General features: G+C 75.1%; 22 protein-coding genes. 1 reads left to right on the forward strand and 21 read right to left on the reverse strand.

Going from position 1 to position 26370, the window contains the following annotated elements:
* Window positions 1-112 precede the first annotated feature (112 nt).
* The 13 genes from ACH4F6_RS21870 to ACH4F6_RS21930 all read right to left on the reverse strand — a co-directional run bounded on the left by ACH4F6_RS21870 (window position 113) and on the right by ACH4F6_RS21930 (window position 13271).
* A complete protein-coding gene (locus ACH4F6_RS21870; protein ID WP_397961941.1) occupies window positions 113-1399 on the reverse strand; it encodes an acyltransferase in 1287 nt (428 codons plus the stop codon).
* Window positions 1392-2435, reverse strand: a complete 1044-nt coding sequence (locus ACH4F6_RS21875; protein WP_397961942.1) for an alpha/beta hydrolase — start codon at window positions 2433-2435, stop codon at window positions 1392-1394. The genes ACH4F6_RS21870 and ACH4F6_RS21875 overlap by 8 nt, the downstream gene beginning before the upstream one ends.
* A gap of 155 nt (window positions 2436-2590) precedes the next feature.
* Window positions 2591-3490, reverse strand: coding sequence for an alpha/beta hydrolase (locus ACH4F6_RS21880; RefSeq protein WP_397961943.1), 900 nt, complete (start codon window positions 3488-3490; stop codon window positions 2591-2593).
* Window positions 3491-3944: 454 nt separating this feature from the next.
* Window positions 3945-5147: a kynureninase gene (kynU, locus tag ACH4F6_RS21885; protein ID WP_397961944.1), complete on the reverse strand. Its 1203-nt coding sequence runs from the start codon at window positions 5145-5147 to the stop codon at window positions 3945-3947.
* Entirely contained in the window at window positions 5140-5979 is an 840-nt protein-coding gene (locus tag ACH4F6_RS21890) for a tryptophan 2,3-dioxygenase family protein (protein WP_397961945.1), read from the reverse strand. The genes kynU and ACH4F6_RS21890 overlap by 8 nt, the downstream gene beginning before the upstream one ends.
* Before the next feature lie 157 nt (window positions 5980-6136).
* Window positions 6137-6550, reverse strand: coding sequence for a DUF3151 domain-containing protein (locus ACH4F6_RS21895; protein WP_397961946.1), 414 nt, complete (start codon window positions 6548-6550; stop codon window positions 6137-6139).
* A gap of 146 nt (window positions 6551-6696) precedes the next feature.
* Window positions 6697-7728, reverse strand: a complete 1032-nt coding sequence (gene fbaA / locus ACH4F6_RS21900; RefSeq protein ID WP_397961947.1) for a class II fructose-bisphosphate aldolase — start codon at window positions 7726-7728, stop codon at window positions 6697-6699.
* Window positions 7729-7896: 168 nt separating this feature from the next.
* Window positions 7897-8445 (reverse strand): orotate phosphoribosyltransferase, encoded by a 549-nt coding sequence (gene pyrE, locus ACH4F6_RS21905; RefSeq protein WP_397961948.1) that lies wholly within the window; start codon window positions 8443-8445, stop codon window positions 7897-7899.
* Between the two features lie 10 nt (window positions 8446-8455).
* Window positions 8456-9247 (reverse strand): aldose 1-epimerase, encoded by a 792-nt coding sequence (locus ACH4F6_RS21910; protein ID WP_397961949.1) that lies wholly within the window; start codon window positions 9245-9247, stop codon window positions 8456-8458.
* Between the two features lie 38 nt (window positions 9248-9285).
* Complete coding sequence (locus ACH4F6_RS21915) at window positions 9286-10245, reverse strand: SRPBCC family protein (RefSeq protein WP_397961950.1); 960 nt, start codon at window positions 10243-10245, stop codon at window positions 9286-9288.
* Between the two features lie 102 nt (window positions 10246-10347).
* Window positions 10348-11937, reverse strand: a complete 1590-nt coding sequence (locus ACH4F6_RS21920; RefSeq protein WP_397961951.1) for a polyamine aminopropyltransferase — start codon at window positions 11935-11937, stop codon at window positions 10348-10350.
* A 114-nt stretch (window positions 11938-12051) separates the two neighbouring features.
* Complete coding sequence (locus tag ACH4F6_RS21925) at window positions 12052-12567, reverse strand: DUF2617 family protein (RefSeq protein ID WP_397961953.1); 516 nt, start codon at window positions 12565-12567, stop codon at window positions 12052-12054.
* A 389-nt stretch (window positions 12568-12956) separates the two neighbouring features.
* A complete protein-coding gene (locus ACH4F6_RS21930; RefSeq protein WP_397961954.1) occupies window positions 12957-13271 on the reverse strand; it encodes a hypothetical protein in 315 nt (104 codons plus the stop codon).
* Between the two features lie 140 nt (window positions 13272-13411).
* On the opposite strand from ACH4F6_RS21930, the gene ACH4F6_RS21935 reads away from it, so the two are divergent.
* Window positions 13412-14608, forward strand: coding sequence for a pyridoxal phosphate-dependent aminotransferase (locus ACH4F6_RS21935; RefSeq protein ID WP_397961955.1), 1197 nt, complete (start codon window positions 13412-13414; stop codon window positions 14606-14608).
* Between the two features lie 645 nt (window positions 14609-15253).
* On the opposite strand, the gene ACH4F6_RS21940 is transcribed toward ACH4F6_RS21935, so the two are convergent.
* The 8 genes from ACH4F6_RS21940 to ACH4F6_RS21975 all read right to left on the reverse strand — a co-directional run bounded on the left by ACH4F6_RS21940 (window position 15254) and on the right by ACH4F6_RS21975 (window position 26361).
* Window positions 15254-15787: a YbjN domain-containing protein gene (locus ACH4F6_RS21940; protein WP_397961956.1), complete on the reverse strand. Its 534-nt coding sequence runs from the start codon at window positions 15785-15787 to the stop codon at window positions 15254-15256.
* Window positions 15788-15891: 104 nt separating this feature from the next.
* On the reverse strand, window positions 15892-17481 hold the full coding sequence (locus ACH4F6_RS21945; RefSeq protein ID WP_397961957.1) for an amino acid adenylation domain-containing protein: 1590 nt from the start codon (window positions 17479-17481) through the stop codon (window positions 15892-15894).
* Window positions 17474-19117, reverse strand: coding sequence for an ABC transporter substrate-binding protein (locus ACH4F6_RS21950; RefSeq protein ID WP_397961958.1), 1644 nt, complete (start codon window positions 19115-19117; stop codon window positions 17474-17476). The genes ACH4F6_RS21945 and ACH4F6_RS21950 overlap by 8 nt, the downstream gene beginning before the upstream one ends.
* The gene (locus tag ACH4F6_RS21955; RefSeq protein ID WP_397961959.1) at window positions 19114-19659 is read right to left on the reverse strand and encodes a flavin reductase family protein; all 546 of its coding nucleotides are present in this window, start codon (window positions 19657-19659) and stop codon (window positions 19114-19116) included. The genes ACH4F6_RS21950 and ACH4F6_RS21955 overlap by 4 nt, the downstream gene beginning before the upstream one ends.
* Window positions 19656-20717 carry a MupA/Atu3671 family FMN-dependent luciferase-like monooxygenase gene (locus ACH4F6_RS21960; protein WP_397961960.1) on the reverse strand — a complete coding sequence of 354 codons (1062 nt, stop codon included), beginning with the start codon at window positions 20715-20717 and terminating at the stop codon, window positions 19656-19658. Before ACH4F6_RS21960 ends, ACH4F6_RS21955 begins: the two co-directional genes overlap by 4 nt.
* A 31-nt stretch (window positions 20718-20748) precedes the next feature.
* A complete protein-coding gene (locus ACH4F6_RS21965; RefSeq protein WP_397961961.1) occupies window positions 20749-20958 on the reverse strand; it encodes an MbtH family protein in 210 nt (69 codons plus the stop codon).
* On the reverse strand, window positions 20958-22388 hold the full coding sequence (locus tag ACH4F6_RS21970) for an MFS transporter (RefSeq protein ID WP_397961962.1): 1431 nt from the start codon (window positions 22386-22388) through the stop codon (window positions 20958-20960). Before ACH4F6_RS21970 ends, ACH4F6_RS21965 begins: the two co-directional genes overlap by 1 nt.
* Before the next feature lie 34 nt (window positions 22389-22422).
* Window positions 22423-26361, reverse strand: a complete 3939-nt coding sequence (locus tag ACH4F6_RS21975) for an amino acid adenylation domain-containing protein (protein ID WP_397961963.1) — start codon at window positions 26359-26361, stop codon at window positions 22423-22425.
* Window positions 26362-26370: the final 9 nt, after the last annotated feature.

A 26370-nucleotide genomic window follows, 5' to 3' on the forward strand; every position in this document is an offset into this window, starting at 1 on the left:
GGCGTCCCGCGGTACGGAACCCGGCGGTAAGGCGTCCCGCGCGGCGTCCCGCGGCGGGGGCGCGGCGCTCGCGGACGGTGTGCTGCTCTCCTCGCCGTTCACGGGCCCCACCCTAGGCATCGCGCGCCGCCTCGGCTTCCGTCCGCCCGGAACGGTGGTGGACCCGGACCACCCGCGACCCGCGGCCGCCGGACCCGCCGGCCGCCCGCTCGTACGAGTGGAACGCCGTCCAGCACACCGCCAGCACCGCCGCGAACACCGGCAGCCAGAGCAGCCGGGCCGCGACCCAGTCCAGCCCGTCGGGCACCGTGTGCAGGCCCGGCAGGCGGCCCGCCACCAGGCCCGTCGCGGTGGTCGCCATCAGCGCCGTCTGGTGCCAGAGGAAGACCGTCATCGCGGAGAGGTTCACCAGCGCCACCGCCGCCCAGGCGAGCGGACGGCGCATCGCCGCGCGCAGACGGTCACGCAGCAGCAGGGCCGCACCGCACTGGGCCACGCCGAAGGTGACGGCCGCCAGCGTCGGCGGGTCGAGGTTCGAGACGGTCTCGCCGGGCACGCCCACCATCGACGCCGGGTAACCCGCCCACGCCACCAGCGCCGCCGTCGCCACCGCGCCGCCGGTGAACAGCACCCCACCCGCGCGCGGACGCTCCAGCTCGCCCCGGGTCCAGGCCGCGCCCAGGCCGTACGGCACCAGCCAGCCGGCCGCCAGGTTCACCCAGCCCAGCCAGGAGGGGCCGCCCAGGCCGAAGCGGACCAGGTCCACGTGCAGGACGACGGCCAGCGGCCACAGCGGGTTGACGCGGGCCAGCCAGGGCGTCGCCGCCGTCAGCGCCGCGTACACCAGCAGGAACCACAGGGGGGACAGCGCCAGCTTCACCAGCGTGTGCACGGTGACGAACGAGGCGCCGCCGAGCAGGAGACAGAGCGCGGCCGCCGTCCACAGGGCGAGGAGGGCCGCCACGGGCCCGAACAGCCGGGACAGACGTCCCCGGAGCCACGTGGTGTACCCGTCGCCCCGTGCGCGGGCCGAGGCGTGGCTCCTCGTCGCCACGTGCCCGCCCACCATGAAGAACACCGCGAGCGTCTGGAACGCCCAGGACACGGGCGCGAGCCAGGTCATGTGCGCCAGGGGGCTCGCCGTGCGGAGCGTCCCCCCGTCCGCGACCAGGGCCGTGACCAGCCAGTGGCCGAGGACGACGCCGAGGATCGCGCAGGCCCTGAGGGCGTCCACCGCCCGGTCCCGGTGGACGGGGGTCGCGTCGTCCAGGGCGCGGACCGTCCGGCGTACGACGCCTGCCGTGGTGCCCGGTGCGGCCGCTGCCCGGGGGCGGGCGGCCCGCTCCGGGACCGGCCGGCCGGCCCGGTCCCCGGCCGCGGCGAGGGACCTCTTACGCACGGGTGACCTCCCCGGTCTCGCCCAGGACGATCCGGCTGAGGTTGGTCAGGGAGACCGAACCCGGGCGGTAGTAGTCGCTGTGGCCGGCGTCGCCGGCGGTGAAGACCCGGGCGCCGAAGGAGGCGGAGACCGGGTCGGCGCCGAAGCCGACCGTCGTGCCGAACAGGTCGACGCCGACGTGCGGCACCTCGGCGACCCAGTCGTCGCCGCCCCGGGCCGCCCAGACCCGCGCGCGGGTGCGCAGGTCCGTGACCGAGTCCGCGCCCGTGCCCGGGCTGCCGAGCAGGACCAGGTCGTCCACGTCCAGGCCGGCCGCGGCGCGCCCGCACACCACCGAGCCGTAGGAGTGGCACAGCACGGTGATCCGGGCGTCCGGACGGCCGGTGAGGGCGCGCAGCCCGTGCAGGAACTCCCGCAGGGCCGGGGCCGCTCCGTCGGCGCGGTCCGTGGTGACGGCCGTGGCGCTGACCGTGCCCGGGGTGGTGTAGCCGAGCCAGGCGACCACCGCGCCGGAACCGCCGGCGGGGGCCTGCCCGTCGACCCGTCGGTACAGGGACGCTGCGTCCGTGCGGAAGCGCTCGTAGGTGTCCAGCGAGGTGTCGGAGCCGGGGACGAGGACCGCGACGCGGTCGGCGTGCGCGAGGTCGCCGAGGACCTCCGTCACGCGTCCGGCTCCGCGGCCGTCGAAGGTGAGGAGTCCGCGGGAGGGCGCCGCGAGCGCGCGGTCCGCCGTCGCGCGGTGGGCGTCCCCATGGGCGGCGGCCATCCGGGACGCCAGCTCGGCGTTGGCCCGGTTCGCCGCGTACGCCCGCTCCAGCGTCGTCGCCGTCACGGGCGGGATCTCGGCCGGCGGCGGGGCCGGGACGGCGGGCCGGGCCGCGGCCGTCAGCGGAACGGCCACGGCGGCGGTGAGGAGGACGGCGAGAAGGGCGCGGACCGCTCGGCGGAGGGAGAGCCGGCACCCCCCGCGGCCCCGTCCGTCCGCGTCCCCACGGCGTCGCCGTACCCGACGGTCCTGCCCCGCGCCGACCCCCATCGCCCCGTCCCTCCCCTGCCGGTCCGCCCGGTCTTCGGGCGTCGTCGGCAAGGAAGTTACGGATCAGCGGTCGTCGCTCGCGTCCCGCCGCAGAGCTGTCCTCGCACGTGGCTCTCAGGTACTACGGGTATGACCGGGCACGGCCCCCGCACCCCTCACCACGCCAGCTGCGCGATCTCCTCCGCCGCCACCGCGCACGCGTCCGCCGCCGGGTCGATCAGGGGGAAGTGGCCGACGTCCTCCAGCAGCGTCAGGCCCACCACCTCGCCCGCCCTCGCCGCCGCGTCCGCGTACGCGTCGGCCACCGCCTGCGGGACGACCGGGTCGGTCCGGCCCTGGACCAGGGTCGTGGCGATCCCGGTCGGCAGCAGGAGCGCGGGGTCGGCGTACGGCCGACGCTCGGTGAAGTGCTCCTCGCCGCCGAGGAGCTGGCGGGCCGCGCCCCCGCAGACGTCCAGCTTCTCGGCGACCTCGAAGTCCGCGATCGGAGCGAGCGCGACCACGCCCCGCAGATCGGCGGGGCCGCCGGTGCGCCAGGGCGCGTCGGCGGGCAGCACGTGCCGGGCCGCGGCCCACAGGGCGAGGTGGCCGCCGGCCGAGTGGCCGGTGAGCACCGTGCGGCGCTGGTCGGCCTGCGGCAGGGCCGCGCGGGCGAGGGCCGGGAGGGCGTCCAGCGCGGCGGCGACGTCGTCGAAGGTGTCGGGCCAGCGGCCCGCGGCCGGGGACGGCCCCGAGGACCCGTCCCGGACGCCCCGCCGGTACTCCACGTTGGCCACGGCGAACCCCCGCCGCGCCAGGAAGGCGGCGAACGGCGTGATGTGCCGCCGGTCGTACGGCGCCCGCCAGGCGCCTCCGTGCAGGACGACGACCAGCGGCGCCGGGTCGCCCGGGCCGGCCGCCCCCGCCGTTCCCCCGGGCCCGCGCGGCGCGTAGAAGTCGATCACCTGGTCGGGGTGGTCGCCGTACGCGGCGGTGGCGTCGGGGTCGACCGCCGGGTGCGAGAAGGCCGACTCCTCCTCGGCTGCGGCCCGGGCTGCGACGACGTCGTCCGGCATGCTCCAACCTCTCAGCGACGAAACGCGTTGGGGACGGCACGGGTGTGGGGGCCCGGATGGGGACTCGGCCGTTGGCGGGGACGGTACCAGGCCCGTGACGTGCGCCGACACGGGGATGTTCACGCTCGGTGAGGGCGGGACGGTTCCGTGGTTCCGTCACGCCGTCGACGCGCCCGTCGGGAGCGCCCCCGAGTGCGGACGGGACGCCCCCGCACGCGCCACCGGGGCCGCCCGCCGTCCCCCCGGTCCGTCCCGAGGAGGCCGTCGTGCCCGGCCCGGCCCGGCACCCCGCGTCCCGTCGGACGCACGGGACGGGCCCGTGCGGCGGCTCCCCCACCGCCGCACGCACCCCACCGCCGCACGCACCGCCGCCGCACGCACCGCCACCGCCGCACGCACCGCCGCCGCACGCACCGCCGCCGGCGGCCGCACCGGTCGGCGGCGTCCGCCCCGGTCAGCCGGAGGCCGCCGTGCCCCGCAGCACCTCCCCGAGGACCCGAGCCGCCCGTTCCACGTCCGCGAACCCGACGTACAGCGGGGTGAAGCCGAAGCGCAGGACGTCCGGGTGGCGGAAGTCGCCGACGACACCGCGCTCGATCAGGCGCCTCATGACCTTCCCCGCGTCGTCACAGCGCAGCGCCACCTGGCTGCCGCGCTCCTCGTGGGCCACCGGGGTGAGCGACTCGACCCGGCCCTCGGGGACGTACTCCGCGACGCACTCCAGGAAGAAGTCCGTCAGGGCCAGGGACTTGGCGCGGACGGCCTCGACCGGCACGCCCTCCCAGACGTCGAGCGCCGCCTCCAGGGCGAGCATGGACAGGATGTCCGGGGTGCCGACGCGCCCCCGCAGGGCGCCCGGGGCCGGCTCGTAGGCGGGCCGCATCCCGAAGGGCTCGGCGTGCGAGTTCCAGCCGGGCAGCGGGGAGTCGAAACGGTCCTGGAGGCCGCGGCGCACGTACAGGTACGCCGGTGAACCGGGGCCGCCGTTCAGGTACTTGTAGGTGCAGCCGACCGCGAGGTCCACGCCGTGCTCGTCGAGGCCCACCGGCAGGGCGCCCGCGCTGTGGCACAGGTCCCAGACGGCGACGGCGCCCGCCGCGTGCACGGCGGCCGTGAGCGACGGCAGGTCGTGCAGCCGCCCGGTGCGGTAGTCGACGTGGTTCAGCAGCACCGCGGCCGTACGGTCCGACAGGGCCGCCGGCACCCGGTCCGGCGGCACGGGCCGCAGGGTGCGGCCGGTCAGCCGGGCCGCCGACTCGGCGATGTACCCGTCCGTCGGGAAGGTGGTCGCGTCGACGAGGATCTCGTCCCGGCCCTCCCCCGCCAGCCGCACCGCGCCCACCAGCGCCTTGAAGACGTTGACGCTGGTGGAGTCGCCGACGACGATCTGGCCGGCGTCCGCGCCCACCAGCGGGGCGATCCGGTCGCCGATCCGCTCGGGCGCCGTCCACCAGCCGCTCTCCTCCCAGGAGCGGATGCGCAGCTCGCCCCACTGGCGGCGGACGACGTCCTCGACCCGGCCGGGAACGGCGGCCGGGAGCGCGCCCAGCGAGTTGCCGTCGAGGTAGACCGCCTCGTCGAGGACGAACGCGGCGCGCCGCTGTGCGAGCGGGTCGCCGAGGTCCAGCTCGCGGGCCTTGAAGGCGAGGTCAGACATGGGACCTCGCCGTCCACAGCTCCGGGAACACGTTGTTGCGCGCGCGCTTCTCCAGCCAGGCCACCCCGGCCGAGCCGCCCGTGCCCGTCTTCGCGCCCATCGCGCGGCGGGTGGCGACGAGGTGGTCGTTGCGCCAGCGCCACACCAGCTCCGCGACATCGGTCAACGCCTCGCCGAGACGGGCGAGTTCGTCGCTCTCGTCACCCGAGTAGAGCGCGGTCCACACCGCCTCCACCTCCGGCGACGGCTCGTAGCGCCGCGAGACGTCCCGCCGCAGGACGGACGCGGGGACCGCGTGCCCGCGCCGGGCCAGCAGCCGCAGCACCTCGTCGTACAGGCTCGGCTCGTGCAGCGCCTTCTCCAGCTCGGCGTGGACCCGCGGCGCGCCCCGGTGCGGGACCAGCATGGACGCGGACTTCTCGCCGAGCAGGAACTCCATCCGCCGGTACATCGCCGACTGGAAGCCGGAGCCCTCACCGAGGGCGGAGCGGTAGGCGTTGAACTGGGCCGGGGTGAGCTGGCCGAGCGGCTTCCAGGAGGCGTTCAGCGCCTCCAGCTCCCGCACCGAGCGCTTCAGCGCGGCGATCGCCACCGGCACCCGGTCCTCGCGCAGGGCCTGCGCGGCCGTCTCCCACTCGTGCACGACGACCGTGAACCACAGCTCCATCACCTGGGTCGTGACCAGGAAGACCATCTCTCCGGGATCGTCGGACAGGGTCTGCTGGAGGTGGGTGAGCACGTCCGCCTTGACGTAGTCCTCGTACGGCGTCGTGCCGGCGAAGTCGAGATGCGGGGTCTCGGGCTCGTGAGCGTCCTGAGCCTCATGGGACATCGCTGTCTCCTGTTGTGTACTCCGGGTAGCGGTCCGCCCCTGCCGTTACCGACACGGGGGCCCCGGTCCCCACGGGCATCCTCCGCAATCGTCGCCCGAAAGTGCAAGGCCCGCCCGGTCGCACCGGGCGGGCCTCGTCGTCACGACCGGCCGGCCGCTAGCCCAGCGTCCGGGCCGCCGTCGGCGAGGAGTCCTCGAGGAACTGCGAGCAGCGCTCGTACTCCTCCTGCTCGCCGATGGACCGCGCGGCGCGGGCGAGAGCGTGCAGGGCGCGCAGGAAGCCGCGGTTCGCCTCGTGCTCCCAGGGGACCGGGCCGTGGCCCTTCCAGCCGTTGCGGCGCAGGGCGTCCAGACCACGGTGGTAGCCCGTACGGGCGTACGCGTAGGACTCCACGACGCTGCCGCGCTCGAACGCGTCGTCGGCGAGCTGGGCCCAGGCGAGCGAGGAGGTCGGGTACTTGGCGGCGACGTCGGCGGGCGCCGTACCCGTCGCCAGGAGCTCCCGGGGCTCCGGGTCGTCGGGGAGGTGGGTCGGGGGCGGACCCCCGAGGAGGTTCTCGTGAATGGACATGGATCCAGTCTGGAGGATGCGCGCGGGTACGGCGGCCGCGGGGCGGTCCGGCGCGTGCCGCGCGAACGGCGGGCCCGGTGCCGGGGCACCGGGCCCGCCGGGAGCGGTCCCGTGCGGAGGCCGCGCCCGCGGCCTCCGCGAAGGGGCTACTTGATCCTCGTACCGGCCGACCGCAGGTTCCGCGTGGCCTCGACGACGCGCGCGGCCATGCCCGCCTCGGCCAGCTTGCCCCAGGTCCGCGGGTCGTAGGTCTTCTTGGAGCCGACCTCGCCGTCGACCTTGAGGACGCCGTCGTAGTTCTTGAACATGTGGTCGGCGACGGGACGCGTGAAGGCGTACTGCGTGTCCGTGTCGAGGTTCATCTTGACGACGCCGTTCTCCAGCGCGGTCGCGATCTCCTCCTCGGTGGAGCCGGAGCCGCCGTGGAAGACGAAGTCGAACGGCTGCGAGCCCGCCGGCTTGCCGTACTTCGCGGCCACGCCGTCGTTCAGCTCCTTGAGCAGGTCGGGACGCAGGACCACGTTGCCCGGCTTGTACACGCCGTGGACGTTGCCGAAGGAGGCGGCCAGCAGGTAGCGGCCCTTCTCGCCGAGACCGAGGGCCTCGGCCGTGCGGATGGCGTCCTCGACGGTGGTGTAGAGGGAGTCGTTGATCTCGTGGGAGACGCCGTCCTCCTCGCCGCCGGTCGGGGTGATCTCGACCTCGAGGACGATCTTCGCGGCGGCGGCGCGGGCGAGCAGCTCCTGCGCGATCTCCAGGTTGTCGGCGAGGGTCTCGGCGGAGCCGTCCCACATGTGCGACTGGAACAGCGGGTTGCCGCCGGCCTTCACGCGCTCCTCGGAGACCGCGAGCAGCGGACGGACGTACCCGTCGAGCTTGTCCTTCGGGCAGTGGTCCGTGTGCAGGGCGACCGTGACGGGGTACTTCTCGGCGACGATGTGCGCGAACTCGGCGAGGGCGACCGCGCCCGACACCATGTCCTTGCTGTACTGGCCGCCCAGGAACTCGGCACCACCGGTCGAGATCTGGATGATGCCGTCGCTCTCCGCCTCCGCGAAGCCGCGCAGAGCCGCGTGCAGGGTCTGGGTCGAGGTGACGTTGATGGCCGGGTAGGCGAACTTGCCTGCCTTCGCCCGGTCGAGCATCTCGTTGTAGGCCTCGGGGGTTGCGATGGGCATTCGTCCGCTCCTTGAGTGTGCGGGTTGGCGTACTGCGTGATTACGGCCCTGACCTAGACCTGGGGTGCGACGTCATCGTCGGCCCCATCTTTCCAGAGGTGCGCGGATGGTCGACGCCCAGCACGGGGACGGTCGTCGCGCCGGACAAGTCCAGATCACGGCGGGCCGTCAGTCCAGACCCAGTTCATCCTTCGAGAAGGCGAACAGGTACGGCACCCCCGCACCCTCCTGGATCTTCTCCGCGGCGCCGGTCGCCCGGTCCACGATCGTCGCGACGGCCACGACCTCGGCGCCCGCCTCCCGCACCGCCTCCACGGCGGTCAGCGGCGAACCGCCGGTGGTGGAGGTGTCCTCGACCACCAGCACCCGCCGGCCCTTGATCTCCGGGCCCTCGACGCGGCGCTGCAGCCCGTGCGCCTTCGCCGCCTTCCGCACGACGAAGGCGTCCAGCCTGCGGCCCCGCGCGGCGGCGGCGTGCAGCATCGCGGCCGCGACCGGGTCGGCGCCCATGGTCAGGCCGCCCACCGCGTCGAAGTCCAGCTCGGCGGTCAGGTCCAGCAGCACCTGTCCGACCAGCGGGGCGGCCTCGCCGTCGAGGGTGATCCGGCGGAGGTCGACGTAGTAGTCCGCCTCCAGACCCGACGACAGGGTCACCTTGCCGTGCACCACGGCCTTGTCCTTGATCTGCTGCAGCAGCGCGCCGCGTGTGTCCGTCATGCCCCTCAGCTTAGAGGCGGGTCCACCGCCAGGTCGTACCGGCTTCCAGCGGCTCCAGCGGCGTGACCAGGCGCGGGAGGGTGTTCAGGCCGTCGGGCGGGCCGGTCTGCGGCTCCACGCACACGGCGGCCTCCTGCTCGTCGTAGACCACGACCCACTCCTGCGGACTGGTCACCTCGACCCGCAGCTGCCCGGGCCAGGTCAGCGCCACGGACACCCCGCCGGGCATGCCGAAGCAGTCGTCCCACGGTCCGGGCCTCGGCTCGACGCGGTTGCCGGTCGGCAGGTGGTCCTCGCCGCGCTCCTCCTGCCAGGCCGGGTCGAAGGCGATCTCCACCTCCCGGCCGCCGCCGAGGGTGCGGTTGAACCAGGGGTGCCAGCCGATCTGGGCCGGGAACGACGAGCCGTGCGTCTCCACGCCCATGGTGAGCGTGAGGGCGTCCTCGGCCAGCGAGACGATCTGGGTGACCCGGCCGGGGTAGGGCCAGGGCTCGACGAGGTCGTACGTCAGGACGGCCTCGTCCGCCGTCACGCGCGCGACCCGCCAGGCGCCGTCGCGGACGGTGCCGTGGATGGCGTGGGGCGCGGCGTTCAGCGGCATCTGGTGGACGGTCGCGCCGTCCCGGAAGCGGCCGTCGCGGATCCGCCCGCACCAGGGGACCATCGGGAAGCAGCCGAACCGTTCCCCCTGTCGCAGCAGCTCCGTACCGCCGACGCGCAGCCCTCCGATCCGGCCGCCGTTGCCGGGCTGCACGGTCACCTCCGCGTCACCCGCGGTCAGCGTGATGTCTTCGTCGCTCACGGGACGACCCTACCCAGGCGATCAAGAGGGCACCCGGCTCATCGCCGGCGGCGCAGCGCCCGGCCCACCACGATCGCCGACGCCACCACCAGCGCGGCCGCCGGGCCGGCCCAGCGCAGGGTGCTGTGCGGGACGGCCGTCTGCGGGGCCGGGACCGGCGCGTACCGGCCGCGCGGCGGCGCGTGGTCGACCTCCTCCGCGCTGCGCCCGATCATCGTGCGGCGCGCGTGCGCCGCCTCGGCGGGGGGCTCGCCCTCGTCGACGCCGTCCAGGTCGTCCAGGTCCTCCGCGTCGTCCGGGCCGTCGACGCCGTCCAGGTCGTCCAGGTCGTCCACGCCGTCGATCTCGTCGAAGTCGCCGAGTTCGTCGAGGCCCGGCGGCGGGACCTCGGTCTCGGAGACGGCCGACGGCTCGCCGGCGGGCTCCGGCGTCTGTCGTACGGCGTCCGGGGCAGCCTCGTCCGCGGCCGCCTTCTCCGCGTCCTTCTCCTCCGGGGCCGTCTCCCCCGGAGTCGCCCCGGCCGGAGTGCCGGCTCCGGCTCCCGCTCCCGTCCCCGCCGCCGTTCCGGCCCCCGCGCCCGCCCCCGTGCCCAGGCGCTCCGAGAAACGGTTCAGCAGGCGTACGGCCACCCCGGTCACCGCCTCCGCCGGGAGGTCCGTGATCCGGCCGTCCGCCGACGCCGTGCCCTCGAAGCGGAGCGTCGTGCCGCCGTCGGCCTCCTCGAGCCGGACGGTGAGCGCGAGCTTGACCGCGCCCGTCCCGCGGGCCTCGGTCGCCTCGCCCTCAACGGCGTACGTGCCGTCCTCGCGGGCGGTGACCTTCAGGGCGCCCCGGTAGGTGATGGTGTGGCCGCCGGCGCGCACCCGCAGCCGGCCCGCGACGGGCTCGCTGCCGGCGTCCTGCTGGAGTCCCGGGACCGCCCGGGCCACCTGCGCGGGATCGGCGAGGGCCGCCCGCAACCGCTCGACGGGAACCGGAACGCACACCTCATGCTCCATAGCAGCGGAGCCTACCCACGGCGTGCCGGAAAGCACCCGTCGAAACCGTGATTCGCACCGCCCCGGCGCCCCCCGGGCGTACCCTGCCCCGCCCGCGCGCCCTCAGTAGCGCGGATGCACCAGCGTGGACGCCCGCACCCCCGGCGCGGGCGCCCCCGGCGGCCGTTCGCCGTGGCCCCGGGGCGGGGGCGGCCGGGTCGCCGCCCCGGCGAGGACGAAGCCCCAGTCGCCGAGGGCGTGGGCGGTGTCCTCGGCGCGGGCGGGGCTCGCGGTGACGCCGGTGTGCCGGCCTCCGACCCGGTACGGGGTCGTCCGCAGGCCCGCCGCGCGCATGGTCGTCTCGACCGTCCAGAAGACGCGGGGCCGGGAGGCGACCGGTCCGGCGTGGACGACGAGCCGGCCGCCGGGGCGCAGGGCGCGGCGGGCCAGGCCGTAGAACTCCTGGGAGTACAGCTTGGTGCTCGCCGTGATGCCGGGGTCGGGGAGGTCGCCGATCACCACGTCGTAGGTGCCGGGCCGGGTGCCGCGCAGGAGGCGGAAGGCGTCGGCGGCGGTGGCGTGGACGCGGGGGTCGTCGTAGGCGTGGCCGTTGAGCCGGGAGAGGGGCGGGTCGGTGCGGGCCAGGCGGATCAGGCCCGGGTCGGGGTCGACGACGTCCACCCGGCGGGCGTCGGGGTGCCGGAGGACCTCGCGCGCGGCCAGTCCGTCACCGCCGCCGAGGATCAGCACCCGGGCGTGGGGGCCCGTCATCGCGGGCCGCACCAGCGCCTCGTGGTAGCGGCGCTCGTCCTGGCCGCCGGCGCGCAGCCGGCCGTCGAGGTAGAGGCCGAGGGGGCGGCCGTGGGTGCCGCCGGTGAGGACGACCTCCTGGACGCCGGTGTGCAGGGCGACCCGGACGTCGGCGCCGTACAGGGCGTGGCGGGCGGACTGCTCGAAGTCGTCGACGAGGGTGGCGGCGGTGGCGAGGAGGGCGAGCGCGGTGACGGTGGCGGCGGGCAGGAGCCGGCGGGCGCGGCGGGTGAGGTCGCGGCGGAACAGGCCGAGGACCAGGGCGCCTCCGGCGAGCACGTTGACCGCGCCGGTCAGCAGGGAGCTGGTCAGCTGGCCGAGGAAGGGCAGCAGGAGGAAGGGGAAGGCCAGGCCGCCGACGAGTGCGCCGACGTAGTCCGCGGCGAACAGGTCGGCGACGGCTCCGCCCGCGTCCTGGCGGCGCACGCGCTGGATCAGCTCCATCAGCAGGGGGACCTCGGCTCCGATGAGCAGGCCGATGGCGAGGGAGAAGGCGACCAGCAGGATGCGGGGGCCGTCCGCCCACAGGCCGCCCCAGTCGCCCGTCCAGGCGAACGCCGCGTACAGCGCCGGTGCGCTGCACCCGCCGACCAGGGCGAGGGTCACCTCGACCGCGGCGAAGCCGGCCGCGGCGAGGCGGCGCAGCCGTTTGGCGGCGAGCGAGCCGATGCCCATCGCGAAGACCATGACGGACAGCACGACGGAGGCCTGGGTGACCGAGTCGCCCATCAAGTACGAGGCCAGCGCGACCAGTTCGAGTTCGTACACCAGACCGCAGGCCGCGCAGACGAACACGCACGCGAGGACGAGCAGTCGCCCGGTGCCCGGCCGGACGGGGAGCCGCGCGGGGCCGCGCCCGAGGGGTGGGACACCGGGCGGGGCGGGGGCGTGCGACTCGATCACGACTGCGACGTTACGTCACGAGTGCGGCACGCCCTGTCACCCACACGTGTGGAACACCGGTTCTGCCGGGTGCCGCGGGTTTACGCGGGCGCCACCCGGGGCCCCTCGGCCGGGTCACTTCGCCGGGCCCCGCGTCCCCACCCTGGTCCGCGTCGCCACCAGCTGCCCGTCCTGCGGGTACGCGTGCCAGGTCCGCCAGTGCACGTGGCCCTCGTGGCGCTGGGCGAGGAGGGCGGTGAAGGCATGCGGACTGCCGGGGAAGACGCCGGCGAGACCGTGGGGGTGTTCCGAGACCAGGGCCAGCAGCTCCTGGGCCCGGCCCGCGAACTGACCGGGCGTCAGGACCTCGACGTGGGCGGCGAACTCGTACTCCCAGTCGCCGATCCGCTTGGCCACGCCGAGCGGGAGCGGGGTGCTGCTGCCGGGGATGCACGCGACCGTCTCCGAACAGGACCCCCGGTCCTCCTCCAGCAGGACCTGGTGCGACGCGCCGAGAAGTCGCAACTGGAGCTTCGCACCGGACAGTTCGAGGTCGAGCGTGGCCAGGGCGGGCAGCGGCTCGCGCCCCAGGGCCCAGGCGAGGTCGGCCGCACGCGTGTCGGTGTAGGAGGTGGTCAGGGTCGTGAGCATGACTCGGCTCCGCTAGAACGCAAAAAGAGGAAAGGTCCGGCGCACCCCGGCCGACACCGGGGGGTCGGCCCCGGCCGGCCCGGTCTGGGGAGGACGTCCGCGCGGGACGTCCCGGGGGGTCCGAGGGGCTGCGTTGGCTGGTTTAGAGGGAATCATGAACGGTGGTACCGCCACAGCGTTTTTACCCAACTTCGTGGGGTTTCCATCCCTCAGAGGGCTGCACAGTTCAACTGTTCAACCGCGGCGTGCACCGTGTGGTTCCGGCGCGCCCCCGCGCACCCCGGCGCGCCCCGGTGCCCGTGCGGGGGTGCGACCGCGGGGCGCCCTGGTCAGGGGCGGGCCCCGCGGTCCGGATGCGGCTTCCCCTGGGGGAGCTCAGCTGCCCCGTGTCAGCTGCCTCCGCCGCATCCGCCGCCTCCTCCCCCGCAGGACGAGCCGCCGCCGCACGACGAGCCGCCGCCCCCGCAGGAGTGTCCGCCCGAGGACGAGCCGCAGGACGACGAGCCGGTGTCCCCGCCGCCGGCCCACCAGCTGCCCCCGCTGCTGCCTCCGCCGCTGTCGCCGTGCCGCCTGCTCGAACCGCCCGACCGGCCGGCGCCGTGGGTCCGCCGGCGGGACGAGGTCCCGTTCTCGCGCGCGGCGGCCTTGACGAGCACCCCCACGAACAGGATCGCGAGCACCGCCAGGATGATGCCGAAGACCATGGCGTCACCCTCCTTCCGAATCCCCCGAAGCGGCCCCCCGTGGGCGCCTCGCGCACCGGACGGCCGGCGCGTGACCGGGGGATGCCCGCCCGCCGCACGGGCCAAAGCAGAGTTGAGGAACTCCAGAGCTTCGGCGCAGGATGGCCGGCATGACCTCCACCGCGCGCCCCTTCCTCAACCGCCGTCTCGCCGCGTTCGGGACGACGATCTTCGCCGAGATGTCCGCCCTGGCGGTGCGGACCGGAGCCATCAACCTCGGGCAGGGCTTCCCCGACACGGACGGGCCCGAGGAGATCCGGGAGGCGGCCGTGCGGGCGCTGCGGGACGGACGCGGCAACCAGTACCCGCCGGGGCCGGGCGTCCCCGAGCTGCGCACGGCGGTCGCGGAGCACCAGCGCCGCCGCTACGGCCTGTCGTTCGACCCGGACACGGAGGTCCTGGTCACCGCGGGCGCCACGGAGGCCATCGCGGCGTCGCTGCTGGCGCTGCTGGAGCCCGGTGACGAGGTGGTCGCGCTGGAGCCGTACTACGACTCGTACGCGGCCTGCATCGCGATGGCGGGCGGCACCCGCGTGCCGGTGACCCTGCGCCCGGACCTCGAGCAGGGCCGGTTCCGGCTCGACCTGGACGAGCTGCGGGACGCGGTCACCGACCGCACCCGGCTGCTGCTGATCAACACCCCGCACAACCCGACCGGCGCGGTCCTCACCCGTGCCGAGCTGACCGCGATCGCCGAACTGGCGGTGGAGCGGGACCTGCTGGTCGTGACCGACGAGGTGTACGAGCACCTGGTCTTCGACGGGGCCGAGCACGTGCCGCTGGCGACCCTTCCCGGCATGCGGGAGCGGACGGTCACGATCGGCAGCGCCGGCAAGACGTTCTCCTTCACCGGCTGGAAGGTCGGCTGGGTGACGGCGGCGCCCGCGCTGGTCACGGCGGTGCGGTCGGCGAAGCAGTACCTGACGTACGTCGCGTCCGGCCCGTTCCAGTACGCGGTCGCCGAGGCGCTCGCCCTGCCCGACGCCCACTTCGACGCCTTCCGCGCGGACCTGCGGGCCAAGCGGGACCTGCTGGCGGCGGGCCTGGCGGAGGCGGGCTTCGGCGTCTTCCGGCCGGCCGGCACGTACTTCGTCACCACGGACATCCGGCCCCTCGGCGAGAGCGACGGCTTCGCCTTCTGCCGCTCCCTGCCGGAACGCGCGGGCGTGGTCGCCATCCCGAACGCCGTGTTCTACGACCACCGCGAGGCGGGTGCCCCGTTCGTGCGGTTCGCGTTCTGCAAGCGGACGGACGTGCTGGAGGAGGCCGTCGGACGGCTGAAGGCGCTCAGGGCGTAGGAGCCGCCGGGCGTGACGGCCACGTGGTCCACCCCACCACGGTCCTGGACCAGGTCCTGGCCGTCACGCACGTCACGGCCAGGTGCGTTCGACGCGGTCGCGTCGTACCGCGCGGGCCGCGGGTCCGCCCCCGCCCACGGCCCGGTGGATCGGCTCGCGGTGGGCGTCGAGCCGTGCGGCGGACCCTCGCGGACAAGGGTCCCGGTGAGCCCGGGACGCGGACGGCGGCCGGGGTCCGGTCGGCTCGGAGGCGGTGTTCCCCCGCCTTCAGCTCGCCTGTGGAGGCGGCCCGGGAAGCGGCGTCGAGGGCTGCTCCCGGTGGGAGCCCCGGCCGTGCCCGCGGGCCGTCGCGGCCGGAAGGGGGCGGGCCGGCGCGTGGGGCGGGAGTGCGGCCGGATTTTCCACAGGCTGTGGACGTGCACCGCGCTCGCGTCACGCCAGTGATCGTCGCGACGGCTGTCCTGCCGAAGGCGCCCGGGACCCGGCGGACGCGCCGTCGCCTCCCGTCCGGCGGCGTTCTCCACGGGCCGGGGACGGGGAGAGCCCGGCCGGGGCGGGCGACCGTGGGGTCGCGGCCCGGTCGGGCTCCGATACGCGGTCGGCGCGTGTCCGGCCGTGCCCGCCGGCACGCCGCGGGGCGGGGCGTTACGCTTCGTCGCCCTCGTCGGGCCGGTCCGCGTCGTCGACCTCCTTCTCGAGGCCCAGCTGCTCCACGAGCCACTTGTCGAACTCGATGGCGGCACGGACCCAGCTCACCGTCGAGGAGACGAAGAGCTCGATGTTCACCCCGGCGCCGATCAGCATCTGCGCCTCGCCGATGAGGCGGACGGTGCCGTCGTCGTGGGTGTGGGTGTAGACCTTGGGCCACAGGGTGCGGCGGTTCCAGTCGTCGACGGACTCCAGCAGCTGCGCCTTGTCGTCGATCTGGTGGGGCCGGTCGTAGAACGTCCGCACCGAGTAGACCGCCTGGTCGCCCTCGCCGCGGAACATGAAGTACGTGCGGAACTCCTCCCACGGCGCCGCGAGGTCGCCCTCGTCGTCGACGACGTACTTCAGCTCCATCTGGTCGAGGAGCTGCTTCACGAGGTCCTGATCCGGAACGACGGGGCCCGCCGGTCCCTGGGGCTGCGGCTCGGGCTGGCCCCCGAAGTTCGGAATCGAGGACGGGTCGATGCTCACCGTGATTTTCCCTTCGTACGGATCCCGCCATCCTCCCTCAGAGGGGGCGGGGGATGGCAACCCCGACCCGGTGTGTATGCCCTCGGCTGACAGGATCCGGCCGTTCAGTCCCCGGGCGCGGCCAGGCGTGCCGCGACCGCGCGCCGGTCGGTCTTGCGGTTGGGGTTGAGGGGGAAGGCGTCGAAGCGGGTGAACGTGCGCGGCAGCATGTACGCCGGCAGGCGGTCCGCGAGGTGGGCGCGCAGGGCCAGGGGGTCCCGCGGGGCGCCGGTGTAGGCGGCCTCCAGGGTGGGCTCGGCGCCCTCGGCGGCCCGGACCGTCACCACCACCGCCTCCTCGACGCCGTCGGCCGTGCGCAGGGCGGCCTCCACGTCGCCGAGCTCGATGCGGTGGCCGCGGATCTTGACCTGGTCGTCGAGGCGGCCCAGGTGCAGGAGCGCGCCGTCGGGGCCGCGGCGGACGCGGTCCCCGGTGCGGTAGTAGAGGTCGGGGGCGGGCGGCTCGCGGTCCTCGTACACCGTGGCCCGGCGGCCGTCGAAGCGCAGGAAACGGCCGGGGTTCTCGGCGGGGTCGAGGTAGCCGGGGAAGCGCTGCGGGCCGCGCACGCACAGTTCGCCCTCGTCGGCGGGGCGGCCGTCCGCGTCCAGGACCAGGAAGTCCAGGTGCGGGTAGGGCGTGCCGATGGGGACCGTGCCGTTGGCGGTGGCGGGCCAGTCGGCGGGGTCGGCGGGCAGGCGGTGCTGGGTGCAGGAGACGGTGACCTCGGTGGGCCCGTAGAGGTTCTCCAGCACGCTGCCGGGGGCCGCGGCCCGCCAGGCGGCGGCCTGGGCCAGGGTGAGCGGCTCGCCGCCGAACAGGGTCCAGCGCAGGTCCGGCAGCGAGTCGGGGACGAGGTCGCGCAGCCGCTGGGCGTAGGTGATCACCGACGGGACCGAGAACCAGTGGGTGATCCGGGTGCGGCGGATGAAGCGGGCCGGACGGACCAGCTCGGCGCGGGCCGGGACGACGAGGGCGGCGCCGGCGCTCCACGCGGTGAACATGTCCCACGCGGTCGGGTCGAAGGTCAGGTCGAAGGTCTGCGAGACGCGGCTGTCGGGGCCGATGCCGTAGCGGTCGACGGCGTAGTCCAGCATCGCGGCCGCGTTGCGCTGGAGGACCGGGACGCCCTTGGGGGTGCCGGTGGAGCCCGAGGTGAAGACGATGTACGCGACGGAGTCCGGGCGGGCCTCGTACGGCGGGAGCTCCGGGGCGGCCGGGGCGCCGGCGTCCGCGCGGGCGCCGTCGGGGGCCCCGTCGGCCGGTTCGGTGAAGGGCAGGACGGGGCACCCGAAGCCCGCCGAGCGCCCGTGGTCCACCGCCTCCGGCTCCGCCAGCACCGCGTCCAGCGCCGCCGCGCGGCCGACGGCGGCGAGCCGGGCCGGGGCGACCTCCGGGCCGAGCGGTACGACGGCCGCGCCCAGGCGCTGCGCGGCCAGGTAGGAGGCGTACGCGGCGACGCTGCGGTTGGCGAGGACGCCGACCCGCGCGGGGCGCCGCCCGTCGAGCGCGGTGAACAGGCGGGCCGCGGTGCGGTCGGCGAGGCGGCGCAGGGCCGCGTAGGTGAGGACGCGGCCGCCGGTCTCCAGCGCGGGCCGGTCCGGGTGCGCGTCGGCCGAGGCGGCGAACCGCTCGTGGAGGGTCGACAGGTCAGCCACGGCCGGGGCCCTCCGGGTCCGGGACGACGTGGGCGTCGTAGTAGACGGGCGTGCCGAGGAAGGACGAGGTGAACACGCCGCCCACCCGGGTCCCGGCGACCCCCAGGTAGACGTAGGAGAACACCGGCACCAGCGGGACGTGGTCGGTCGTCAGCCGCTCGTCGAGGGCCGCCCACTCGCCGGCCGCCCGGTCGGCGGGGAGCGCGGAGATCCGGGCGATCTCGGCGTTGACCCCGGGGTCGTCGAGGTAGGTGTAGTCGGCGTTGCCCGTCGCGCGCAGGCAGCGGCCGTCGAAGCCGGTGAGCAGGGTGGAGGCGCCGGGCCAGTCGGCGGCCTGGCACATCAGGTACAGGTCGAAGCCGTGGCCGCGGGTGAGGACCGTGGCGTTGTGCCGCGACCGTTCGGTCTCCACCAGCTCCACCGCGAAGCCCGCCTTCTCCAGCGAGCGCTTGATCACCCGGGCCCCGGCGGTGAAGTAGTCGCCGTCCCGGCTGAGCAGGCGCAGCGTGCGCCCGTCCCAGCTCTCGGGCAGACCGCGCGGGCCGCCCGCGTGCGGGTCGGGGTAGGGGCGGTGGCCGATGGTGGCCGGGGAGAGGATCGTGTGGGTGATCTCGCCCTGCGTACGGCCCGCCATCGCGTCGCGGACCGCCTCCTTGGCCTCCGCGTCCAGCGCGCGGGCGATCTCCCGCCGGACCTCGACGTCCGTCACCCGCTCCGTGTTGATCGCCAGGTACCAGACGAGCGGGGTGCGGTCGCGGCGCAGCCGGGACGCGAGGGCGGGGTCCGCCAGGAGCACCCGCGCCACGTCCTCCGGCGCGTTGTTCTCCGCGACGGCGGAGGCGTCGGCGCCCTCGGAGGCGCGGGCGCGCAGGTTCTGCTCGCCGGACGGGACGCCGAGTTCGATCTCGACGCGGTCCGGGTGGTCGTGCCGCACGGCGTCCGTGGCCGGGTCCCAGTGCGGGTTGCGCTCCAGGACCAGCCGGTCGCCGGGGGCGTGACCGGCGATGCGGTACGGGCCGGAGGCGAGCGGCGCCTTGCCGTAGCTCTCGCCGGTGTCGGCGTCCGCCGGCACCGGCACGGTCGTCACCAGGGCGGCGGCGAACGGCAGGTCGGGGCGCGGCTCGGGGAAGCGGAACACCAGGGTGCGGGCGTCGCGGACCTCCAGGCCGGGGACCTCCTCGGTGCCGTCCGTGAAGGGGCCGGCGTACGGGCCGTTGCCGTGCAGCCAGTCCTGGAGGTGGTGGGGGCCGCCGGCGAGGCCCTCCTCGAAGGAGCGGGCGATGCCGTGGGCGACGTCCGCGGCGCTGATCTCGCGGCCGTCCTCGAAGCGCAGGCCCGGCTTGAGGGTGAACTCCCAGGTGCGGCCGTCGCCGTCGACGTCCCGCCCGGGGTTGTCGGCGAGGTCGCCGACCAGCCGCCAGCCGCCCCGGCCGTCCTCGGCGAACATCGTCAGCGTCCGGAAGAGGAGGTGGCCGAGCGCGGTGCCCTGGAGGGTCTGGATGCGCTGCGGGTCCAGGTGGTCGTGGTCGCCGTCCCGCAGGATGCGCAGCGTGCCGCCGCGCACCGCCCCCGGGACCGGCCGGGCCGGGCCCTGGCTGTCGCGCGGGTCCCAGGCGATGGACGTCGTCGTGGTCATGGGCGTGCTCCGAGGGGTGCGGGGCCGGTGAGGGCGGGGCCCGGGGCCGTGAAGTCGCTGTTCAGGAAGATCAGGGGGTGGTCGGCGTCCAGCGGGGCGAAGGCCTCGACCCGGCCCACGACGAGGGTGTGGTCGCCGGTGGGGTGGGTGGCGTGGACCGTGCAGTCGAACCAGGCGGCGCCCTCCGTGAGGACGGGGCAGCCGGTGGCCGGGGCCCGTGTCCAGGCGTCGGCGGCGAACGCCGCCTCGCCCACGGGGCGGGCCGGGTCGGCGAAGCGGCGGGCGGCCGGCTCCTGGTGGCCGGCGAGCACCGTCACCGCGAACCGGCCCGAGCGCAGGACGTGTTCGTGCGCCCGGGCGCGGTGCCCGATGCCGACGGCGACCAGCAGCGGGTCGAGGGAGACCGTCATGAAGGCGTTGGCCGTCATGCCGTACGGCTCGCCGTCGGCCAGGGTGGTCAGCACGGTCACCCCGGTCGGGAAGCGGCCCGCCGCCCGCCGGAAGAGCGCCGCGCGTTGCGCCGTCGCCGTGCCGGCTGTCACCGGGCGGCCCCGGCCGAGGCCTCGCGCAGCGCGTTCAGGTGCTCCAGGCCGGCGAGGACCCGGTCGTTGCGCACCCCGAAGTCGATCAGGCAGGCCAGCTCGTCGACGCCCGCGGCACGGGCCCGGTCCACGACGGCCGCCGCCTGCTCCACCGTCCCGAACAGGCCGCTGGTGGTGTAGTACGCGTCGAAGGAGCGGCGCACCAGGAAGTCGATGTCGGACTCGCGCAGCTTGTCGGGGTCGAACCCGGACAGGATGCTCCCGGCGGAGCGGGCGATGAGGCCGAAGGAGCTCTTGAGGTACGCGGTGAAGGGTTCGCGGACCGTCTCCTTCACCCGATCCGGGTCCTCGCCCAGGTAGGTGTGCAGCATCAGCGCGACATGACCGGGCCATCCGTCGTTGCCGGGACGGTCGGCGAGCGCCTTGCGGTACAGGGCGATCTTCTCGGCGAGCTGGTCGACGTCCTGGCCCAGCAGGTGGGTCAGCACGCCGGCGCCGGCCGCGCCCGCCGCCCGGAAGGTCTCCGGGCCTCCCGCGCTGGTCACCCAGACCGGCAGCTCGGGCTGGACGGGCTGCGGGAAGACCCGCACCTCGGCCGGGTTGCCGGCGCCGTCGGTGACGGTGAGCGGCTCGCCCCGCCACAGGGCGCGCACCTGCTCCACGGCCTCGATGACGGCGGTCTTGCGGCCCGCGTACCCCTCGGGGCGCAGCGCGAAGTCGACCGCGTTCCAGCCGGACGCCAGCGACAGGCCGACCCGGCCGCCGGAGAGGTTGTCGACGACCGACCACTCCTCGGCGATGCGCACCGGGTGGTGCAGCGGGGCGACCACGCTGCCCGCCCGGATGCCGATCCGCTCGGTGACGGTGGCGACGGCGGCGCCGGTCACCGACGGGTTGGGGTAGAGCCCCCCGAAGGAGTGGAAGTGGCGTTCCGGCGTCCACACGGCCGAGAAGCCGTGCGTGTCGGCGTAGCGGGCGCCGTCGAGCAGCAGGTCGTAGCGGCCGGCACCGCTGCCGCCGCCGCTGCCGTCGGCGAAGTAGAAGAGACTGAAGTCCATCGCGGGCCTCTCTGGCGGTCGTCGGTGTCGGTCAGCGCAGGCTGAGCGGGCGCAGGTCGGTCCAGACGGTCTCGATGTGCTCCAGGCAGGCGGCCCGGGTGCCCTCGAAGCCGGTGGCGCGCCAGCCGTCCGGGAGCGGGAGGAGGGACGGCCACACCGAGTACTGCTCCTCGTGGTTGACGACGACGGTGTGCAGCGGGTCGGTGCCGGTGCTCTCGTGGGTGCCGTGCGGCTGGGACATCAGAGGTCCTCGCTCTCGTTGTTCGGGGCGGCCGGCCTCTCGGTGGCCGGCTCGTCGGTCGCCGGGCTCTGCGCCGTCGGCGTGGGGGGCACCGGCGGCACCGGGCCCGGCCGCTCGTCCTCCCGCGGTTCCTCGATCCGGGGCGGGAGCTCGTACCTGATCCGGGCCAGCGAGGACAGGCCGAGCGGGACCAGCGCCGAGGACAGGCCGATCGCGGTGACGAGGACCGTGGTGCGCAGTCCGAGGGCGCCGCCGAGGAAGCCGCCGGCGAGGGCGCCGAGCGGGGCGATGCCCATGGCGACGAAGCGGTTGGTGGCGGCGACCCGGCCCTGGAGGGTGTCGGGGGTCAGGGTCTGCCGGATGCTGAGCACGGTGACGTTGTTGGCGACGCCGAACGACGCGAACAGGAAGTTGATCAGCATCAGCGTGCCGACGGCGAGCGGGCCGGAGCCGTGCACGGCGGAGAGTCCCAGCATCACCAGGTTGGCGACCGAGGCCGTGGCCAGCATGGTGCGCCCGTAGCCGAACCGCTGCGGCAGCCGGCCCGCGAAGGCGGCGCCCACCAGGAAGCCGGGGCCCAGGGCCGCCATCACCAGGCCGATCTCGCCCGCCGACAGGCCCAGGGTGCGCGGCATGAACTGGAGGAAGGCGACCTCCAGCGCGGTGAACGACAGGTTGAAGATCGACGCCATGACGGTCATGGCGCGCAGCGGCTCGTTGCCGAAGACGAACCTCAGGCCCGCCCACACCTCGCGCAGCGTCCCCGCGGGCGTGGCCCCGGCCGCCTGCTCGAGCCGGTCCTCCTTGTGCCGGATGCCGGCGATGGTCACCGCGGACACCAGGTAGGACACGGCGCCGGCCAGCACCGCGACCGGCGCGGTCAGCCACTGCACCAGCACACCGCCGAGCGCGGGGCCGCCGATGGTGGCGGCGGACTGGCTGGCGCCCAGCGCCGAGTTGCCGCGGGTGAGCTGGTCGCGCTCCACGATCCGCGGCAGGTAGGCCTGCCCGGCCACGTCGAAGAGCACGCTGCCGCAGCCGGCGAAGAACCCGAGGACGTACAGCCAGCTGATGCCGAGCCGGTCCGTCCAGTACAGGACGGGCACGACGGACAGCACGAGCGCCCGGCCCAGGTCGGTGGCGATGAGGATGTTCTTGCGCCGGACCCGGTCCACGAGCACGCCCGCGAACAGCGAGACGAGCAGGTACGGCAGTTTGACCACCGAGGTGAGCAGGCCGACCTGCTCGGAGGTGGCGGCCAGGGCCAGCACCGCGACCAGCGGCAGGGCGAGTTCGCTGACCTGCGCGGCGAACAGGGAGGCGGTCTGCCCCGTCCACAGCCGGGTGAAGTCGGCGTTGCGCCACACGCTGGGGACGGGCGGCGCGTCGTCCTCCCCGACGGTGGCGGTGCCCGTCGTGGCGTCCGTCATGAAGTGCTCCTACGAGAAGGGGGATCGGGGGTCATCAGTGGGCGGGGACGCCGCGGGGACGCCCGGCGGCCGCGTCCTGCAGGCGGCGCGCGACCTCGGGGACGTGGGGCTGTTCGAGCATGCTGAAGTGGTTGCCGGGCGACTCGTCGACCAGGAGGGTGCCGCCGACGCGCGGCTGCCAGCCCATGTGCCAGCCCTCGAACAGCTCGGTCTCGGCGCGGATCAGCACCGCGTCGCCGCGCAGCGGTTCGCGCGGGGCGTCCCGGTAGGCGAGCAGGGCGCGGGCGTGCCGGGTGTAGAGCTGCACCAGGCGGCGCAGGTCCTCCACCGAGCGGGCGTCGGCGCGCTCGTGCCCGGTGCCCTGGGTGAGCCGCACGACGTGTTCCAGGCGGGCCTCGGGGTCGAGGGCCTCCAGCTCGGCCTCGGTGACGTCGAGCCGGCCGGCGAAGGCGCCGAGGATCGCGGCGGACTCGCTGGTGGCGTAGCGCGGCGGGACCGGGTCGTCGATGCTGGCGCTGATGATCGTCAGCATGGCGACCTCCTCGCCGGCGGCCTCCAGCTGACGGGCCATCTCGTAGGAGACCATGCCGCCCATGCACCAGCCGCCCAGGTGGTACGGGCCCTCGGGCTGGACGGCGCGCACCTCGGACAGGTACAGCCGGGCGATCTCCTCGACGCTGTCCGGGCGGGGCACGTCGGGGCCCGCGTACTCGGGGGCCTGGAAGGCGTACAGCGGGCGTTCGGGGTCGAGGACGTCGACGAGTTCGCTGTAGCAGAAGACGCTGCCGCCCAGCGGGTGCACCAGGAAGAAGGGCGCCTCGGTGCCGGTGGAGCGCAGCGGCACGAGCGTGGAGGCGGCCTGCTCCCGTTCGCCGCTGACGATCGCGGCGAGCTTCTCGACGGTGCCGCCCTCGAACAGCGCGGCGACGGGCACCTCGACGTCGGTGATCTCGGGCAGCCGCATGACGACCCGCAGCGCGGAGATGGAGTTGCCGCCCAGCGCCAGGAAGGCGTCGGTGACGCCGACCTTCTCGACGCCGAGGACGTCCTGCCAGATCGCGGCGAGCGCCTCCTCGATGGGGGTGCGCGGGGCGACGAACGCGCCGGCGGTGGTCTCCTCGCGGCCGGGGGCGGGCAGGGCGAGCCGGTCGACCTTGCCGTTCGGGGTGAGCGGGAAGGCGTCGAGGACGACGAAGGCGCTGGGCACCATGTACTCGGGCAGCGCCCCGGCGGCCAGGGCCCGCAGGTCGGCGGCGCTCGGCGCGGTGTCCCCCTCCGGCGTGAGGTAGGCGGCGAGGCGGGCGTCGCCGGGCTGGTCGTTGCGGGCCGTCACGACGACCCGGCCCACGTCGGGGTGGCGTGCCAGCACGTTCTCGATCTCGCCGAGTTCGATGCGGAAGCCGCGCACCTTCACCTGGTGGTCGGAGCGCCCCAGGAACTCCAGCCGCCCGTCGGGCAGCCACCGCGCCACGTCACCGGTGCGGTACATGCGGGCGCCCGCCTCCCCCGCGTACGGGTCGGGCACGAAGCGGTCGGCGGTCAGGTCGCCGCGGCGCGAGTAGCCGCGGGCCAGGCCGTCGCCGGCGAGGTAGAGGTCGCCGGGGACGCCCTCGGGGACGGGCGCGAAGGCCTCGTCGAGGACGTACACGCGGGTGTTGGCGATGGGACGGCCGAGGGTGACGGGCTCCTCGGGCAGCACCCGGTCCAGGCAGGACCAGATGGTGGTCTCGGTGGGGCCGTAGGCGTTCCACACGACGGGGAAGCGGGCGGTGAGCTCCCGGGCGAGGTCCTCGGGCAGCGCCTCGCCGCCGGAGACCACCCGCAGCCGCTCGTCCGCGCCGAGCCCGGCCTCGACCAGCAGCCGCCAGCTGGACGGCGTGGCCTGGACGACGGTCGCGCCGGACCGCTCCACGGCCTCCTTCAGCCGGGGCCCGTCGACCGCGATGTCGGGCGCCACGATCAGCTCGGCGCCGGTCAGCAGCGGCAGGTACACCTCCAGGCCGGCGATGTCGAACGACAGCGAGGTGACCGCCAGCAGCCGGTCGTCCTCGGTGAGCCGGAGGTCGCGGCCGAAGGAGTACAGCAGGTTGAGCAGGGCCCGGTGCGGGATCTGCACGCCCTTGGGGCGGCCGGTGGAGCCCGAGGTGTAGATCGTGTACGCCAGGTGCCCGGGGCCCGCCGTCGGCAGCGGGTCGGTCCCGGGCCGGCCGGCGGCGGCCGAGCGGTCGACCTCGATGACGGTCGTGCCCTCGGGGGTGGCGGGCGCGGTGAGCCCGGCGCCGTTCAGCAGCACCGGCACGCGCGCGTCGTCGAGCATGTACTCCAGGCGCTCGCGCGGGTAGCCGGGGTCCAGCGGCACGTAGGCGCCGCCCGCCTTGAGCACGGCGGCCAGGGCGACGATCAGTTCCGCGGAGCGCTCCAGGTGGACGCCGACCAGGGTGTCGGGGCCGACGCCGAGGTCGCGCAGCTCGTGGGCGAGGCGGTTGGCCCAGGCGTTGAACTCGCCGTAGGTGAGCGCGGTGTCGCCGAAGCGGACGGCGGTGCGGTCGGGGTGCTTCGCGGCGCGTTCGGCGAGCAGCTCGGGCAGGGTGCGGTCGAGGTCCCAGCCGGCCCGGGTGTCGTTCCACTCGGTGAACAGCCGGTCGAGGTCGGCGGCGGCGAGCAGCGGGGTGGCGTGCACGGCGGCGTGCGGGTCGGTGACGAGCGCGGCGAGCGCGTCCGCGTAGTGGCCGCCGACGGCGGTGATCCAGGCGTCGGTGAATCGGGCGGCGTCGTAGTTGACGCGCAGCCGGACCTCGCCGGTGACCGGGTCGGTGCCGAAGTTGGCGGTGAAGGGGAAGTTGGTCTGCTCGAAGAACTCGCCGCCGGTGACGGCGAGGTGGTCGAGCGTCATGTCGTAGCTGCGGAAGCTGCGGTGGTCGACGACCGTCTCGAAGAACTGCGGGCGGCGCAGGTCCTGGAGCATCTGCGCCATCGGGTAGCGGCGGTGCGGCAGGGCGCCGCTCTCGGCCGCGTGCACCCGGCGGGCCAGCTCCAGCCAGCTGGTGGCGGTGACGTCGACGACGAGCGGGAGGGTGTTCAGGAACAGGCCGACGACCTGGTCGCCGTCGGCGGTCTCCGGGCGGCCGTTGGCGACCAGGCCGGTGACCACGCGGCGGCGGCCGGACAGCAGCGACAGCACGCGCGCGTGGGAGGCGAACATGACCGACTTCACCGGCACCCGCGCCTCGGCGGCGACCGCCCGCAGCTTCTCCCCGAGCCCCGCGGGCAGCGGCACCTCGTGCACCCGGGCCTCGCGGACGGGGGCGAGCGCCGGGTCCTCGCGGCGGGGCAGGCCGGTGAAGGAGGTGTCCTCCAGGACGTCCGCCCAGTAGGCGCGGGACTCCTCGCTCGCCAGCGCCTCCTGTTCCAGGGCCAGGTAGTCGCGGAACCGGGTCACCGGGGCGGTCGCCGGTTCGGGACGGCCGGCGAGCCGGGCGTCGTAGCCGGTGATCAGCTGGGAGGTGACCAGGGACAGGCTCCAGCCGTCCAGGACCGCGTGGTGGAAGCTCAGGTTGAGCTGGAAGTCGTCGTCGGCGAAGACGTGCACGTGCAGGGTGAGCAGCGGGGCCCGGGTCAGCACGAACGGCGTGGCCTTCTCCCGCTCCGTCCACTCCGCCACCCGCCGCCGCTGCTCGTCCTCGTCCAGGCCGCGCAGGTCCTCGACGGTCAGCGGGGTCTCCACCGACGCGTGCACCAGCTGCATGGGCTTGCTGAAGCGGGTCAGGTCGAAGGAGCTGCGCAGGATGTCGGAGCGCTCGACCACCCCGGCGAGCGTGGCGCGCAGCGCGTCCTCGTCGAAGCGGCCGGACAGGCGGATGGCGGAGATGTCATGGTAGGTGGGGGTGTCGCCGTCGGCGTGGCTGTGGAAGAGCATGCCGGACTGGAGCAGGGTCAGCGGATAGGCGTCGATGATGTCGTCGTGGGACGGCACGGGGTGTCC

Origin of the sequence: Streptomyces sp. NPDC017936 (assembly GCF_044328485.1) — a bacterium.
In the GTDB taxonomy this organism is placed as follows: domain Bacteria; phylum Actinomycetota; class Actinomycetes; order Streptomycetales; family Streptomycetaceae; genus Streptomyces.